Here is a 15,896-nt window from a genome sequence, read left to right on the forward strand (position 1 = left end):
GGTGTCGACATCCCACATTTGTGATGGTTCGTCTGCATATGGTGTGGCGCGTCGTTCACCGACTCGCACCGAAGGGTTGCCCATGAGACGCCCGACCGCCCTCGATACCCGTTCCCCGATCCGGCGGGCGGCGGTCGTGGTGATAGCTCTGGTCGCCGGCCTCGCGCTGGGGGCCGCTCCGGCGCCCGCCGCGGGCCTCGCCCCGACGCCGCTGAACGTGTCCGTCTCCCACACCAACGGGAACGTGACGAGCCTCGCGGCGGACTGCACGAGCGGACCGCTCACCGAGACGCGGCGCGTCACCGGCAGCCAGTCGGTGTCCGCCGGGCAGTTCTCCTCGCTGCCCGGCCAGCTCGCCTTCGACCTCCCGGTCAGCGTCGGAGGCACCCAGGCGGCGCTGCGGGGCGACGACGGACGGGTCACGCTGACCAACGCGCGCGGCACCCTGACCCTGGCCCTGAGCAGTGGAAGCTGCGCCGCGCCGACCATGACCTACTCCGGGACCACCATCAGCGGGGCCGGCACCTGGACGGTCGTCTCCGACACCACGCCGGGCAACTCCTACCGCCAGGCCACCGCTTCGGGCACGTTCAGCATCGGCGCGGGGATCTCCGTCGGCGCCGGCCGGCCGTGGACGCTGACCCTGACGGGCTCGGTCGACCCCCTCCAGCCCGCGATCGCGGTGACCCACCGTGCCTTCTGGGGAGGCCCGTTCAACTACCTCTCCCGGACCCTGAGCGTGGAGTACCGGATCCGGAACACGGGACCCGGGGACGCCTTCGGGGTGGTCCTGAACGACGCGGCCACCAGCTCCCCCGGGGTGACCCGGACCGGCCCGGTGCCGCAAGCGGTGGGCGCGGTGCCCGCGGGCTCCGAGCGGAGCGTCGTGGTCCGCTACCGGGTGTGCGGCATCGCCGCGATCGGCTGCCGGTTCGCCGCCGACGTCCAGCTGACCGTGGCGGACGCCCTCGACGCCGGCGGCCCCGCGGCGTTCCCGCGGACCGTCCAGGTGCCGGTCGTCCCGGTTCCGTGACGGTGTGGGCCCGCTGCCCTGCCGACACCCCACCCCGTCCCCGACCCGGGCGCAGCCTGTTCAGCCGTCCGGCGGTCGGGGGCGGGGGGTGGGGCCGGGTGACCGGGTGACCGGGTGGAGCTCACGCCGGCGTGACGTGCATGCCGCCCCCGGACAGGACGTCGAGGACCTCGGAGAACAGGTCGTAGGGCCGGCCGTCCGGGGTCAGGGTCTGGGACAGGTGCTCGCGTGCGGTTGCGGCGTTCCGCCAGAGCAGGGTGGCGGGGGCGGTGAAGCCGAACGTGTCGCCAAGGCAGTCGTCCAGGGCGTCCAGGCCGCCGCCGAAATAGCCGCCCGGCCCGTTCACGGCCTCGCCGAGCGCCAGGTAGAGGCCCGCTTCATCGGTGATGTGGTGGCCGTCGAGTTCGTATGCGTGCCCGGCCGGCCGGGCATGGTGTGTGCGTAGGCAGGCTCGCTCTCGTACGAGTTCGAGCCAGGCCCCGCGGAGTCGGGTGTCGAGGTCGCTCCAGGTGCCCTGGGTGTCCGGCGGTCCGGGAAGCCATCGCTCCCAGACGGGCCGGGCGTGGTCGGAAAGCGGCGTGAAGAGCTCTCCGTCGAGCTCCAGGTCGATCAGATCCGCCCCGTAGAGAGGAGGGGTGCCAGGCGCTGACTCGGGTCCACAGCAGGCGTTGGGAGAGCGGCTCGCCCTGGTCGTCTCGTATCTCGAGGGCGGTTTCCCCCAGGTCCAGCGCCCGCCGGGTGCCCTTCATCAGCGCCGCCCGCAGCTGATCACCCGGCTCGAATCCCCGCAGGACGAGCGGGGGCGCCGCCTGCTCATGCGGCAGGACGCGGGCGAAGTCCTGGCACGAGCCCAGCCACCGGTGCCCGTCGTGCACGCGGACGTGACCCGTATGCCCCTCCGGCGGACCTTCGTAGTCGTCCAGACCCGTGAGTACGAGACCGTCCGCCCCGGCGAGCTGCCCCAGGCTCTCCGCGTCCTCCAGCAGCCAGGGCCCGAGTGCCTCGTCGTCCGGTACCAGCCAGACCCGGCTGCCGACCCAGCCACGTACTTCAGCTCGGTCCGGTACCCAGTCGAGCATTCCGTACGTCCCGCGCCGGGGGGTCCCGAACAGGCCCTCCGCCTCGACGCAGACGCCCCAGGCGTGGCCGTGCTCTGTTCCGGTCAGCGTGTACCGCATGCGCCCGCGATGGTTCTCGTCCTCATGCACGGGGGGAATCATGCCCCGACCATGCTCCGACGCCGAAGTCGGGCGTTCCCCCGTCTCGCCGCCGTTGAGGTGTGGGTCCGGGCAGAGCCCGGGGAACGGTGGAAGGGCGGGGGGACTTTGCCCCGCAGGGCTGCCCGCCCACTGCACCGCACGTGAGGGATCCGGGGGTCAGAGGAGGGCGAACTGGCCGCCCGGGCCCTCCTCCTGGTGGTCCAGGACCGAGGCCGGTCGGCGGGTCCAGTCCGGGGGCGGCAGCACGCCGCCCGCGCGCAGCTCGGTGGTGGTCAGCGCCGGGCCCAGTTCGAACGCCGCCCGCTCCGGCTCCAGTTCGGCCAGCAGGGCCAGGGTCGTCACCAGGGCCAGTAGCTCCGAGGTCCAGCCCTGCGGCCACTCCGCCGGACCCACCGCGTCCAGCCCCTCGGCCTCCGGGTCCCGGTGCGCGAGCCGGGCGGCGAACCAGGACTCCAGGACGCGGACGCCCTGGACCTCGTACTCCCACGCCCCGGCCGGTACGGGCGACACGGCCCCGGTGTCCCCGACGGTCAGCGTCTCGCTCTCAGGGTCGTACGAGAGCCCGCGCGGCCACGCCGGCAGCGCCGAGCGGACGTACGGCCGGCGCCCGCCGGGCAGCCGGGGCGCCTCGCCGCCGCGGGCCCCGCGCAGCCGGACGGAGAGCAGCCGGTGGCCCAGCTCCAGCCCGGCCCGCCAGCGCGTGGCGTCGGCGGTGAGGGGGACCTCGTACCCCCGGGGGCCGGGGCGGCCGGCGGCGAGGATCCAGCAGAGCACGTCCTCGGGGGTGACCCAGGTGCCGTACCGCTCGCCGAGCAGGTGCTGCAGCCCGGGGGCGAGATTGGGCTCGGCGCCGCCCGGGCGGCGGTGGAGCGGGCGGATCCGGCCGAGCCGGCCGGCCGGGAGGTGCGCGGTGACCAGCAGCGCCCCCGGCTGCGCGGGCTCCACGGCGAACAGCTGGTGCTCGTCCAGCACCCGCCACAGCTCCGGGCGGGCCAGGTCGATGAGCCGCTGGTCGGGCAGCAGCCACTGTTCGTCGAACGGCTCGCGCAGGATCCGTACGGGGTCGGGGCGGGGTCCGGGTGTGTCCGCGAAGCGGGCCGTGGAACCGGCGCGCTGACCCGGCAGCGCCGCCGCACCGGCGCCGGTGGTCCGCGCCCGGGTCGGGCGGAACAACCGCTCGCGCTCGGAGCCCTCGGCGGCGGCCAGGGCGGCCCACCGGGCGCGCAGGGTCGCCGGATCGGGGGCCGCGACCCAGGCCCGGCCCAGGCGCAGGGAGCCCACGGCCCAGGGCATCAGATCGTTCAGCAGCGGGTCCCGCGGGGATGCGTCAGCGCTCACCCGGCCGATGGTAGCGACGCCACCCGGTGACCGGGCCGCGTCCAGGCCGGAGAGTTAGGCTCCCTATGTAGGGATCTGCCCGGATCCGGACGGAGCCGGGCCCGCCAGACGACCCGGAGGCGGACATGAGCCAGTACGACGAGTACTCGACCCCGTCGCAGGCCGAGGGGGAGCGGCTCGACGAGGACCTGGACGAGAAGCAGAAGAAGCTCCGCCACGTCCAGACGCAGCGGACCACGCCGTCCCAGGCGGAGGGCGAGCGCGGAACGGAGGACGATCAGAAGTAGACGCGACCGGGGCGGTCAGTGTGCGGGTCAGTGTGCGTCGACGGTCACCGTGAAGGAGAAGCGGTCCCCGCGGTACCGGATCCGCGCCACGTCGACCACCCGGCCGGAGCCGTCGTAGGTGACGCCCGTGTAGTGCAGGATCGGGCTCAGCAACGGCACTTGGAGCAGTTCGGCCGTGAGGGGGTCGGCGAGCCGTGCCTCCACGGTGTCGGTGATCCGGCTGATGTCCACCTTCACGATGTCCCGCAGCACCTTCGTCATCGGCCAACGCTCCAGGTCCGCAAGGTCGATGGAGTCGGCCAGCTCCGGACGCACCGCGTTCTCCGCCCAGTTGGTCGGCTCACCGCTCTCGCTGTCGTGCCGCAGCCTGCGGTACGTGACCACCTCGGCGGTGTCCGGGAAGTGCTCCAGCAGCTCCCCGGGCACCGCCGTCCGCTCGTGCCCGAGGATCGTCGTACGGTCGCCCGACTGCTGCGCCACGATCGCGTCGACCGAGCCGAGCAGCTGGACCGGCGCCCCGCGCAGCGCCGTCGGCTCGATGAAGGTCCCGCGCCGCCGGTGGCGGCTGATGAGCCCCTCGGTCTCCAGTTCCTTGAGCGCCTGCCGCATGGTCAGCACGCTCACCCCGTAGTGCTCGGCGAGCTGCTCCTCGGTGGGCAGGCGCAGCGAGGCGTCCGCCGTGCGCCCGAGTATCGAGGCGCGCAGCGACTGGGAGACCTGGTACCAGAGCGGCAGCTTCCGGTTCAGTACCAGCGAGTCGGGGGCGAAGGCGGTCACGGGTGGTTCTCCGTAGGACGGTGTGGGCGCGGCGGCGGCGCCGCGCGGCATGCTCGTGATGTTAGGCGCGGAAGTGGCGCTCCAGCCCCTGCCAGACGTCGTCGTATCCGCCCTGGAGGTGGTCCGCGCCGGCCGCCTGGGCGGTGGCGGTGATCGGCCAGCGGGTCTCGAACATGAAGGCCAGGCCGTCGTCGATCTTCTGCGGCTTCAGCTCGGCGGCGCTCGCCCGGTCGAAGGTCTCCCGGTCGGGGCCGTGCGCGGACATCATGTTGTGCAGCGAGCCGCCGCCGGGCACGAACCCTTCCGCCTTGGCGTCGTAGGCGCCGTCGATCAGCCCCATGTACTCGCTCATGACGTTGCGGTGGAAGTACGGCGGGCGGAAGGTGTCCTCGCCGACCAGCCAGCGCGGCGCGAAGACCACGAAGTCCACGCCCGCCAGGCCCGCCGTGTCGGAGGGCGAGGTCAGCACCGTGAAGATGGACGGGTCGGGGTGGTCGTAGCTGATGGAGCCGAGGACGTTGAAGCTGCGCAGGTCGTAGACGTACGGGACGTGCGTGCCGTGCCAGGCGACCACGTCGAGCGGGGAGTGGTCGTAGGTGGCGGTCCAGAGGTTGCCGCAGAACTTGTTCACCACCTCGGTCGGACGCTCGGCGTCCTCGTACGAGGCCACCGGCGCACGGAAATCGCGGGCGGCGGCGAGCCCGTTGGCGCCGATGGGGCCCAGGTCGGGGAGCTCGAAGGGGCGGCCGTAGTTCTCGCAGACGTACCCGCGGGCGGTCTCGTCCTGGAGCTCCACGCGGAAGCGGACCCCGCGCGGGATCAGCGCCATCTCGCCCGGTCGGGCGCTCAGCAGGCCGAACTCGGTGCGCAGCAGCAGACCGCCGCGCTCGGGGACGATCAGCAGCTCGCCGTCGGAGTCGCTGAACACCCGGTCGGTCATGGAGGCGTTCGCGGAGTAGAGGTGGATGGCCATGCCGGAGCGCTGGGTGGCGTCGCCGTTGCCGCCAAGGGTCCACAGGCCCGCCAGGAAGTCCGTACCCGGGGCCGGGTCGGGCAGCGGGTTCCAGCGGAGCCGGTTCGGGTCGGCCGGGGCCTCCGTGAAGGGCGCGGAGCGCAGGGCGCCGTTGCCGGTCCGGGTGAAGGGCGGGTGCGCGGCCGAGGGGCGGATCCGGTAGAGCCAGGAGCGGCGGTTGTGGGAGCGCGGCTCGGTGAACGCGCTGCCGCTGAGCTGCTCCGCGTAGAGGCCGAGGGGGGAGCGCTGGGGCGAGTTCCGCCCGATGGGGAGCGCGCCGGGCACGGCCTCGGAGCTGTGCTCGTTGCCGAAGCCGGTGAGGTACTCCAGCCCCTCCGCCGTCTTCCTGGCCTGCTCGCTGCCGCCGCTCATTGCACGCTCCCGGTCTGCCGTAGGAATCCTATGCCTGACAGTAGGATTCCTGGGCTCGTGCGTCAACGGAGGATTCCGATCAGTCGGCCGGTAGGCCGCCGACGGGTGGCTGACAGATGGCTGACAGGTGGCCGATCGTCGGGTGCGGGGTGGGGTGGGAGGGGGGCTGGTGTGGGGGTTCGGGGTACGCGTGGCGCGTGGGGCGGGTCACGAATTGGCTTGTCGCGGTCCTATTCCTGCGCGAGGGGATCCGAAAAGGTGAACATTCCTCTACTCTCACGCGCATGTCGTGGACCCGCAGGTTTCCTGCCGTGCCGGCGGCGCTCCTCGCCGCCCTCCTAGCGCTTCTGTCCCTCCTCGTCGCCGCGCCCGTCGCGAGCGCGCACGAGGAACGCCCCGTCGAGTTCCCCGACGGCACCGGCTCCGTCCCCGCCTACCGTGCGGGCGAGCCCGACCTGATCGTCTGCAAGACCGACCGGCCCGCCTTCGAGCGCCGGATATCCGCCTTCCCCGACACCCTCAAGCAGCGCAACCTCGCCCTCTACGAACGCTGCGAGAAGAGCGGCTTCCGCGACCTCCAGGCGGCGGTCGACGCCGTGGACCGCCCGGGCATGAACATCGCGATCCTCCCCGGCCTCTACGAGGAGGAGCCCTCGCTCTCCGAGCCGACCGGGGAGTGCGCCTCGCTCAAGGCGCCCAACTCCTCGCTCGGCTACCAGATCCTGACGTACGAGCAGCAGGTGGCTTGCCGCCACAACCAGAACCTCGTCGCCATCCTCGGCAAGACCGGCCTCCAGATCGAAGGCACGGGGGCCTCCCGCCAGGACGTGGTCATCGACGCCAAGTACCACAAGCTGAACGCGATCCGCGCGGACAAGTCCAACGGCATCTACTTCCGCAACTTCACCGCCCAGCGCACCACCTTCAACTCGCTGTACGTCCTGGCGGCCGACGGCTTCGTCATCGACGACGTGCTGACCCGCTGGAACGACGAGTACGGCTTCCTGACCTTCGCCAGTGACCACGGGCTGTACAAGAACTGCGAGTCCTACGGCAACGGCGACTCCGGCATCTACCCCGGCAGCGCCTCCGACATCAACGAGGGCCGCGGCTACGACGTCCCCCGCTACTCCATCGAGATCACCGGCTGCCGCAGCCACCACAACATGGTCGGCTACTCCGGCACCGCGGGCGACTCGGTGTGGGTGCACGACAACGAGTTCGACCAGAACATGGGCGGCGCCTCGATGGACAGCGCCTTCCCCGGCCACCCCGGCCTCCCGCAGAACCATGCCTTCTTCGAACGCAACCTGATCCACGACAACAATGCCGACTACTACCACTACGTCGCGGACGGCACCTGCGCCAAACCGCCCGCCGAGCGCGGCTACGAGCAGGGGGTGGTCTGCCCGCAGATCTCCATGCCCCCCGGCACCGGCATCATCACCGCCGGCGGCAACTGGAACCTCTACGAGAACAACTGGGTGTACGGGCACCAGCGCGCGGGCTTCTTCCTCTCGGCCGTGCCCGCCTTCATCCGCGGCGAGGAGGAGCTGTCCAAGCAGACCGACACCTCCCACCACAACCGCTACGCCGGCAACATCCTGGGCAAGGACAAGTCCGGCGCCTCCCGCCCCAACGGCATGGACGTGTGGTGGGACGGCCAGGGCCGGGGCAACTGCTGGCAGCAGGGCCCGGACGGCTCCACCCCGGGCACGCTCCCGCAGTGCGGTGAGCGCCGCGGCGCGGTCTCCGGTGCCTCGGCCCGGCTGGCCGGCGAACCGGTGAAGCTGGCCCAGCTCCTGGTCTGCGCCGACTACAGCGTCCAGGCGCGCAAGCTTCCGGCCGGCTGCGACTGGTATGGATCCCGGGGCCTCCAGCGGGTGGAGACCCAGCTCGCCCTCGCCGTCGCGGCGGTCCTCCTCCTGGTCGGCGGCCTGCTGTGGTGGCGCCGCCTGCGCGGCTCACGCCTCGCCGGGGTGGCCGCCCTGCTCGGCCTCGCGGGCCTGGCCCTGGACGTGGCCGGCTCCACGATGGGCCTGATCGGCACCTTCGTCCCGGCGCTGGCCCTGCTCTGCCTCGGCCTGTGGTGGACCGGCACCGGCCTCGCCCTGCGCCCCACCCGGCCCTGGCTGGCCCGCCTGACCCTGCTGCTGGGCGCGCTCACCCTCCTCGACGCCTTCGACAAGGCCGTCCTGATGATCCCGTGGATCCCGCTCAGCCCCGCCTGGATACGGTCCCTCGCCGCGGTGGTCTGGATCCTCTGGGCCGTCATCGCCGCCGCCCGCCCGGGCGGCACCCCGGCCCGCCCGGCAGGCCCGGGCGAAGACCCGGCAGGCGACCGGGTCCCCGTCCCCGCGGGCCCGGCCCCGACCCGCAGCGCGGAAGCCGAGGGCGGCGCCGCGGCCGGGGGAGACCAGCCGTGACGGGCCACCCGGGCGACCCGGGCGACTCGGGCGACCGCCCCGAACGGCGGACCTGGTGCGACGTCTGCGGTACGCCGCCGCGCCGGTCCCGCCTGTCCCGCCGGACGGGCCGCACGGCGGCACTGCTCGCCCTGGCCCTGCTCCTGGCCGGTGGCGCGGCGACGGGCTGCGGGGGACGGGCCACCACCCACCACAAGCCCGGCACCACCCACGAGCAGGCCTCCGGGAAGGTCGGCACCCTGCTCACCGCGGACGACGGCGCGGGCCACCGGCTCCGCGAGGTCCCGGCCGAGGGCGCGCCGGAGGTCCGGCTCACCGCCCGGCCGGACTCCGAGGACGGCTGGAACCTCCAACTGGCCCTGACGAACTTCCACTTCACCCCCGACAGCGCCGGCGGCGCCGCCCTCCCGGGTGCCGGCCACGCCCATCTGGAGCTGGACGGCCGCAAACTGGCGCGCCTGTACGGCCCTTGGTTCCACCTGCCCGCCGCGCAGGTACCGGCGGGCGGCCCGCACACCCTGACCGTCCGCCTCTACGCGGACGACCACACGGCCTGGGCGGTGGCGGGCAAGCCGGTCGAAGCGACCCTCCAACTCGCCTCCGGATCAGGCCAGTCCACCCACCCGCACTCCCCGGCCGCGCCGTCTCCCACACCACCGGAGGCGGAGCAGGCCGACCGTACGGTGACCATCGCCGTACGGGACGGCAAGGTCAGCCCGGCCCCGGGCCGGGTGGAGGTCACGCGCGGCGAACGCGTGGCCCTACGGGTCACCAGCGACCGCGCCGACACCCTGCACGTCCACGGCTTCGACAAGGAACTCACCCTGCCGGCAGGCCAGGAGGCCACCCTGATCCTGACGGCCGACCGCACGGGCCTCTTCGAGGTCGAGACCCACGAGTCCGACCTCGTCCTGACCCAACTCCTCGTCCGATGACCCCCTCACCCTCCCCCTCACCGCGCCTCGCGGCGCCGACCCCGGTCCTGACCCCGGCGGGCCCGCGGTGACCGGGCTCGTCCCGGCGGCGCTCGTGGTGCGGGCGGCCGTGTCCGCGGACGCGGCCCCGTACGGGGCCGCCGGTGGCGGGTCCGGCCGGGGCGTGGTCCTTCGCCCGGCCGATCCGCTCACCGCGCTCGCGCACGGCATCGGCTCGCAGCACGATCTGCCGATCTCTCCCTTCTACGCCTTCGCCGGTGCCTTCACCGCGCTCTTCGTCTCCTTCCTCGCGCTGGGTCTCCTCTGGTCGGCCTCCCGCTTCCGCGGCGACCGCTCCGGTCTGGCCCTGCCCGCCGGGCTCCAGCGGGTCGCCGACGCGCCGGCCACCCGCACCGCCCTGCGCGGGCTCGGCCTCGCGGCCGCGCTCGCCGTCCTCCTGTACCTCCTCCTCGGCCCCGACGGCCCCGCCCGCAACCCCGCTCCCGGCGCCGTCTACGTGCTGCTCTGGGTCGGCCTCGTCCCCGCCTCCCTCCTCCTCGGTCCCGTCTGGCGCCTCCTCAACCCGCTCCGTGCCGTGCACCGGCTGCTCGCCCGGCTGTGGGTCAAGCTCCGTACGGCCCGCCCCCAGGCCGCAGTCGCCGCCGGCGCCGTCGCGTCCGCCGCGCGCTCCTCCCGGAGCCCGCGCCCCGCCCCCCGGCCGCCCCGTCCGCTCCCCGCCCGGCTGGGGCAATGGCCGGCCGCCGCCGGGCTCTTCGCCTTCACCTGGCTCGAACTCGTCTCTCCCGATCCCGCCTCCACCACCACCCTCCTGATCGCCCTGACCGGCTACGCCGCCGTCCAGCTCCTGCTCGCCGCCCGCTACGGCGAACGCTGGTTCGCCGACGGAGACGCCTTCGAGGTGTACTCCGCCCTCCTGGCCCGGCTCTCCCCCCTCGGCCGCCGCAGCGACGGCCGCCTCGTCCTCCGTAACCCCTTCCACGGACTCGACGCGACGCCCGAGCGGCCCGGACTCGTCGCCACCGTCTGCGTCCTGCTCGGATCCACCGCTTACGACGGCTTCTCCGACAACCCCTCGTGGATCAACGCGATCCAGACCTCCCCCCTCGGCCGCACCCCGGCCGCCACCCTCGGACTCGTCGGCGCCATCGCCCTCGTCGCCGCCCTCTACTGCCTCTGCGCGGCGGTCACCCGCCTGGTCTGCGGCCCGCACCCCCGCCCGCTGACCGCCTTCGCGCACTCACTCGTACCGATCGCCCTCGGCTATCTCATCGCCCACTACTTCTCACTCCTTGTCATCGAAGGACCACGCACGGTCATCATGGCATTGGGCACTGACAACGCCCCGGAACCCTTGTCCCCCTTGGGTCCCGGCGGTCTCGCAGCCCTTCAGGTGATCGCCGTCGTGACCGGCCACGTCCTCGGAGTGATCGCCGCGCACGACCGCTCCGTACGCCTCTTCCCGCCCGCGAAAGCCATCGCCGGGCAACTGCCGCTGCTCGCGCTGATGATCACGTACACGGTGGGCGGCCTCAGCCTGCTGCTGAACTGAGGCGGCCGAACCGGTACCGCCGCCCACCCGTGACCCCAGGAGCGGCATGATGGACCCCGTGCCCCCAGCCCACCCCCTGCGCCGGACGCCGATCCAGCAGCGCAGCGCCGACCGCCTCGCCCGGATCCTCGACGCCTGCGCGGAGCTCCTTGACGAGACCGGGTACGAGAACCTCAGCACCCGGGCCGTGGCCCTGCGGGCCGGCGTGCCGATCGGTTCGGTCTACCGGTTCTTCGGCAACAAGCGGGCCATGGCCATCGCCCTGGCCCACCGCAACCTCGACCGTTACGCCGACGGCATCGAGCAGCGCCTCGCGGACCTCCCGGACACCGACTGGCGTCCCGTCGTCGACGCGGTGCTGGACGAGTACCTGGTCATGAAGCGCAGCGTGCCCGGCTTCGCCCTCGTCGACTTCGGGGTGCCCGCGCCCCCGTCCGAGGGGCCGGCCTCCGACCCCAACCACCTGGTCGCCGTCCGCCTCACCGAACTGCTCGGCGCCCACCTCGCCCTCACTCCGGACGCCGCCCTGGAACGGGCCGTCCTGGTCGCGGTCGAGGCCACCGACGCCCTGATCCAGCTGGCCTTCCGCAACGACCCGGCCGGCGACCCCGACATCGTCGCCGAGACCCGCGCGATGATGCAGGCCTACCTCGCGCGCGTCCTGGACTGACGAGGCGGGACGGGGCGGGACGCGGCGGGGCGGATCCGCGCTCGTCGGACGAGGCCACGGCGGCGGCCCCGTACCGCCCCGCCCGTCACGGCCCGGCCGGGGACGGGGATTCCTCCTGGCCGAGCGCCCGCGCGGCGTCTTCGAGGCGGCCGGTCACCACGAGGTTGCCGTCCGGCGTGCGCCGTGCGAGGACGCCGGTGCGCAGGTAGCCGTCGGGGGTGAAGGAGCGCGCGTTGAGGCCGGGGGACCGGAAGTAGCCGCGGGCGGTGTAGGGGCCGCGGGCCAGGAGTTCGCCCGGTTCGCCGTCCGGGAGCTCCTTGCCGTCGGCGTCGACGACACGGACCTGATCGTCGGGGGAGAGCGGGCGGCCCTGCGTCGTGAGCGCGGTCGCGTCCGGATCGTCGGGCCGGGTGAGGGTGAGCAACCCCTCGGACGCGGCGAAGACCTGCTGGAGGCGGCAGTCCCACGCGGCGGCCACCCGTTCGGCGGTCGCGCGGTCCAGGGGCGGGGTGCTGCCGCCGATCTGTACGAGGCGCAGGCTGCTCACGTCGGCCCCTGCCCCTGCCCCTGCCCCGTCCCCGTCCCCCACCGCGGGACGCGCGTCGAGCCAGAGCCGGGCCGCGGCCGGCGTCAGCGCCGCGACGGTGACCCGCTCGCGCTCGACGGCCGCCAGGCACGCGGCGGGTTCCTGGTCCTCGACCAGGACGACGGTGCCGCCGACGGTCAGCGTGCCGATGATGCCGGGGCCGCCGAAGGCGAGGTTGAGGTCGGACGGCAGCGCGCCGAGGTACACGTCGTCCTGGGTGAGCGACACCAGCTCGGCCGCGGCCCGCGCCTGGTAGGCGTAGTCGTTGTGGGTGCGCGGAACCAGCCGGGGCGCCTCGCCGGGGCCGCCGGCGAGCAGGAAGAACGCCACCTGGCCGGCGCTCAGCGCGAGCGCCGGTTCGGCCGGCGAGTCGAGGGAGTGCAGCGGGAAGTAGTGGCAGCCCGCCGTGTCGGTGGTGAAACCGCCGTACGGGTCCGAGGTGCCCGGCGGCTCGAAGGTGAACACCCGGCGCAGGAAGGGTCCCCGGGCCGCGATGCCGGCGGCCATCGCCGTGTGGTCGAAGCCCTGGTAGGTCGCGGGGCCGACGTAGCCGGTGGCCTCGGAGACCTGGACCACGTGGGACACCTCGGCCGCCCGGTGCGAGATCGGGCAGAGCACGGGAACCGCACCGGCACGCATCAGGGCGAACACGGTGACGACGAGCTCGGGAATGGCGGGCAGCTGGACGAGGACCCGCTGCCCGGGCCGCAGGCCGCGCAGCCGGAGCCCGGCGGCCATCCGGCCTACGCGGCGGTTCAGGGCCGCGTACGTGAGGCGGGTGTCGCCGTGGGCGAGCGCGGTCCGCGGTCCGTACTGAACGGCCCAGCCGCGCAACAGGTTGTCCAGCGTATTGCCCCGCCAGTGGCCGGACGCCCAGTAGTAGTCGACGAATTCCTCGGGCCAGGGCGTACAACCGTCGAGCGTGGATGTCATCCGGCAATCCAAACCGCCCCTCCCCACAGGGGCAATGTGCTTTCCCGACCAAGGGCGCCGAAATGCGTCAGCAGAAGGACCAATGGGCGCCGCTGACCAGGCAGAACGGTCGCGGCGGCCGGGGTCGGCGCGCATGTGCCGCGGGGTGGCGGGGGCATTCACGGCGTGTCCGGCTTCGTGCGGCGCGCCCCGGTGCGCACCGGCCCGCGCATTCCTCGAAGGCGGCCCCGGGCCCGGCCTTGCCCCGCGCGAGCGGCCCCGGCCCCCGATTCCGTGTGCCGCGGACCCTCCCCAGCGTGCCTACCGGTCGGTATGCTCGGTGCCGCTCGCGCGGGTCCGGCGCCCGCGCCCGCGTCCGTGCCGCAGCCTGCTGCCCCTGGAGGGCCCATGCCCCGCACCGCCCTGCGCATCTGCCCCCTCTGTGAAGCCACTTGCGGCCTCACCCTCACCATCGAAGGCACCACCGTCACCGGGGCCAGAGGGGACCGCGACGACGTGTTCAGTCGTGGGTTCATCTGCCCCAAGGGCGCCGCCTTCGGCGGCCTCGATGCCGACCCCGACCGGCTGCGCACCCCCCTCGTGCGACGCGACGGCCGGCTCCGCGAGGCCACCTGGGAGGAGGCCTTCCAGGCCATCGCCGACGCGGTCCCCGCCCTCGTGCGGGCGTACGGTCCCCAGTCCGTCGGCGTCGTCCTCGGCAACCCGAACGTCCACACCATGGCCGGCCAGCTCTACCCGCCCCTGCTCCTCAAGGCCCTCGGCACCCGCAACCTCTTCACCGCCAGCACCCTCGACCAGATGCCCAAACACGTCTCCAGCGGCCTGCTCTTCGGGGATCCCTTCGCCATCCCCGTCCCGGACCTCGACCGCACGGACTTCCTGCTGCTCCTGGGGGCGAACCCGGTCGAGTCCAACGGCTCCCTGTGCACCGCACCCGACTTCCCCGGCAGGCTCAAGGCGCTGCGCGCCCGGGGCGGCACCCTCGTCGTCGTCGACCCGCGCCGCACCCGCACCGCCAAGCTCGCCGACCGCCACCTCGCGCCGCGCCCCGGCAGCGACGCGCTGCTGCTCGCCGCCCTGGCCCACACCCTGCTCGCCGAGGAGCTGACCGATCCGGGCGTGCTCGCGGAACACACGCAGGGAATCGGGGAACTCACCGAAGCGCTCGGGAGTTTCACCCCCGAGGCCGTGGCCCCCGCATGCGACCTCACGGCCGAGGAGATCCGCACGCTCGCCCGCGATCTCGCGGCCGCGCCGACCGCTGCCGTCTACGGGCGGATCGGCAGCTGCACCGTGGAGTACGGCACGCTCGCCAGCTGGCTCGTCGACGTGCTGAACATCCTCACCGGCAATCTCGACCGCCCGGGCGGAGCCCTGTTCCCGCTGTCCGCGACCGACCGCGCACCCCGGCCGGCCGGACCCGGCAAGGGCTTCAGCCTCGGCCGCTGGCACAGCCGGGTCAGCGGCCACCCCGAGGCCAAGGCCGAACTCCCGCTGTCCGCGCTGGCGGAGGAGATCGACACCCCCGGGGAGGGCCGGATCCGGGCCCTCGTCTCCATCGCGGCGAACCCCGTGCTGTCCGCCCCCGACGGCCGGCGCCTCGACGCGGCCCTGGCCGGGCTCGACTTCATGGTCAGCATCGACCCCTACCTCAACGAGACCTCGCGCCACGCCCACGTCGTCCTGCCGCCCGCACCGCCCTCGCAGAGCGCCCACTTCGACTTCTCCTTCAACACCTTCGCCATCCGCAACCAGGTCCGCTACTCACCGCCCGCCGTCCCGCTCGAAGACGGGCGCATGGACGAGTGCGAGATCCAGGCCCGTCTCGTGCTCGCCGTCTCCGGCATGCACGGAACCGACCCGGTCGCCGTCGACGACCTGGCCATCGGGGCCACCCTCGCCCGGGAGTGCGCCGACCCGGACTCCCCCCTGCGCGGACAGGATCCGGCGCACCTCGCCGGGCTGCTCGCGGGCGGCAACGGCCCCGAGCGCCGCCTCGACCTGATGCTCCGGCTCGGACCCTACGGAGACCGGTTCGCCGCGGCCGCGGACCTCCCCGGGAGCGCCGCTACGGGAACCCGCGCGGGCGCGCCCGACGGCGCGGCCGCCCCCGGCCCGGCCCCTGCCGCACCCACGACCGCCGCGACGCCCGGCGGCGGCCTCGGGCTGGAGCGACTGCGCGCCCATCCGCACGGAATCGACCTGGGCCCCCTGCGCCCCCGGCTCCCCGGGTTGCTGAGGACGCGCAGCGGCAGGATCGAGCTCCTCCCGGACCCGATCGCGGCCGAACTCCCCAGGCTGCGCGGGACGCTCACCGACCGCCCCGCCGCCCTGGTGCTCGTGGGCCGCCGCCACCTGCGGTCCAACAACAGCTGGCTGCACAACGTCCCGGCCCTCGCCGGAGGTTCCAACCGCTGCACCCTCCAGGTCCACCCGGACGACGCCGCCCGGCTCGGCCTCACCGACGGCCGACCGGCCCGGATCACCGCCGACGGCGGCAGCCTGGAGGTTCCCGTGGAGATCACCGACACCCTCCGTACCGGAGTCGTGAGCCTCCCGCACGGCTGGGGCCACGACCGCCCCGGCACCCGGATGTCGGTGGCCGCGGCGGAGCCCGGAGTCAACGTCAACCAGCTCCTCGACGGCAGCCGGCTCGACCCGCTCTCCGGCACGGCCGTGCTCAACGGCTTCCCCGTCGAACTGACACCCATCCCCTGAGCTGGGGTTTTGCTCGTATTGCTCACGCTCGGACGTCTTG

At 73.8% G+C, this 15,896-nt stretch carries 11 protein-coding genes and 1 pseudogene; 7 read left to right on the top strand and 5 right to left on the bottom strand.

The window, feature by feature from the left end; genetic code table 11:
* Positions 1–82 precede the first annotated feature (82 nt).
* The gene (locus tag AC3IX6_RS30100) at positions 83–1,033 is read left to right on the top strand and encodes a hypothetical protein (protein WP_489366298.1); all 951 of its coding nucleotides are present in this window, start codon (positions 83–85) and stop codon (positions 1,031–1,033) included.
* 121 nt (positions 1,034–1,154) lie between these two features.
* Here AC3IX6_RS30100 and AC3IX6_RS30105 read toward each other — a convergent pair.
* Both AC3IX6_RS30105 and AC3IX6_RS30110 read right to left on the bottom strand, forming a co-directional pair.
* A pseudogene (locus AC3IX6_RS30105) lies at positions 1,155–2,253 on the bottom strand (barstar family protein).
* A gap of 156 nt (positions 2,254–2,409) precedes the next feature.
* Positions 2,410–3,546, bottom strand: coding sequence for a type ISP restriction/modification enzyme (locus AC3IX6_RS30110; protein WP_489371604.1), 1,137 nt, complete (start codon positions 3,544–3,546; stop codon positions 2,410–2,412).
* A 170-nt stretch (positions 3,547–3,716) separates the two neighbouring features.
* Here AC3IX6_RS30110 and AC3IX6_RS30115 point away from each other — a divergent pair, with 170 nt between their 5' ends.
* Positions 3,717–3,878 carry a hypothetical protein gene (locus AC3IX6_RS30115; protein WP_385373620.1) on the top strand — a complete coding sequence of 54 codons (162 nt, stop codon included), beginning with the start codon at positions 3,717–3,719 and terminating at the stop codon, positions 3,876–3,878.
* A 27-nt stretch (positions 3,879–3,905) separates the two neighbouring features.
* Here the strand turns inward: AC3IX6_RS30115 and AC3IX6_RS30120 are convergent, their stop codons facing one another.
* A complete protein-coding gene (locus AC3IX6_RS30120) occupies positions 3,906–4,706 on the bottom strand; it encodes a GntR family transcriptional regulator (protein ID WP_489366299.1) in 801 nt (266 codons plus the stop codon).
* Positions 4,707–4,716: 10 nt separating this feature from the next.
* Positions 4,717–6,039: a homogentisate 1,2-dioxygenase gene (gene hmgA, locus AC3IX6_RS30125; RefSeq protein WP_489366301.1), complete on the bottom strand. Its 1,323-nt coding sequence runs from the start codon at positions 6,037–6,039 to the stop codon at positions 4,717–4,719.
* Between the two features lie 284 nt (positions 6,040–6,323).
* On the opposite strand from hmgA, the gene AC3IX6_RS30130 reads away from it, so the two are divergent.
* The 4 genes from AC3IX6_RS30130 to AC3IX6_RS30145 all read left to right on the top strand — a co-directional run bounded on the left by AC3IX6_RS30130 (position 6,324) and on the right by AC3IX6_RS30145 (position 11,619).
* Positions 6,324–8,465 carry a right-handed parallel beta-helix repeat-containing protein gene (locus AC3IX6_RS30130; RefSeq protein WP_489366303.1) on the top strand — a complete coding sequence of 714 codons (2,142 nt, stop codon included), beginning with the start codon at positions 6,324–6,326 and terminating at the stop codon, positions 8,463–8,465.
* A 92-nt stretch (positions 8,466–8,557) separates the two neighbouring features.
* A complete protein-coding gene (locus AC3IX6_RS30135; RefSeq protein ID WP_489371605.1) occupies positions 8,558–9,400 on the top strand; it encodes a cupredoxin domain-containing protein in 843 nt (280 codons plus the stop codon).
* A 163-nt stretch (positions 9,401–9,563) separates the two neighbouring features.
* Positions 9,564–10,949, top strand: a complete 1,386-nt coding sequence (locus AC3IX6_RS30140) for a hypothetical protein (protein ID WP_489371606.1) — start codon at positions 9,564–9,566, stop codon at positions 10,947–10,949.
* A gap of 49 nt (positions 10,950–10,998) precedes the next feature.
* Complete coding sequence (locus tag AC3IX6_RS30145; RefSeq protein ID WP_489371607.1) at positions 10,999–11,619, top strand: TetR/AcrR family transcriptional regulator; 621 nt, start codon at positions 10,999–11,001, stop codon at positions 11,617–11,619.
* An 85-nt stretch (positions 11,620–11,704) separates the two neighbouring features.
* On the opposite strand, the gene AC3IX6_RS30150 is transcribed toward AC3IX6_RS30145, so the two are convergent.
* A complete protein-coding gene (locus tag AC3IX6_RS30150) occupies positions 11,705–13,138 on the bottom strand; it encodes an AMP-binding protein (protein WP_489366304.1) in 1,434 nt (477 codons plus the stop codon).
* Between the two features lie 387 nt (positions 13,139–13,525).
* Between AC3IX6_RS30150 and AC3IX6_RS30155 the strand changes: the two genes are divergently transcribed.
* Complete coding sequence (locus AC3IX6_RS30155) at positions 13,526–15,856, top strand: molybdopterin oxidoreductase family protein (RefSeq protein WP_489366306.1); 2,331 nt, start codon at positions 13,526–13,528, stop codon at positions 15,854–15,856.
* The last annotated feature ends 40 nt before the right edge of the window (positions 15,857–15,896 follow it).

It is taken from the genome of Streptomyces sp. GL_141 (assembly GCF_057834385.1).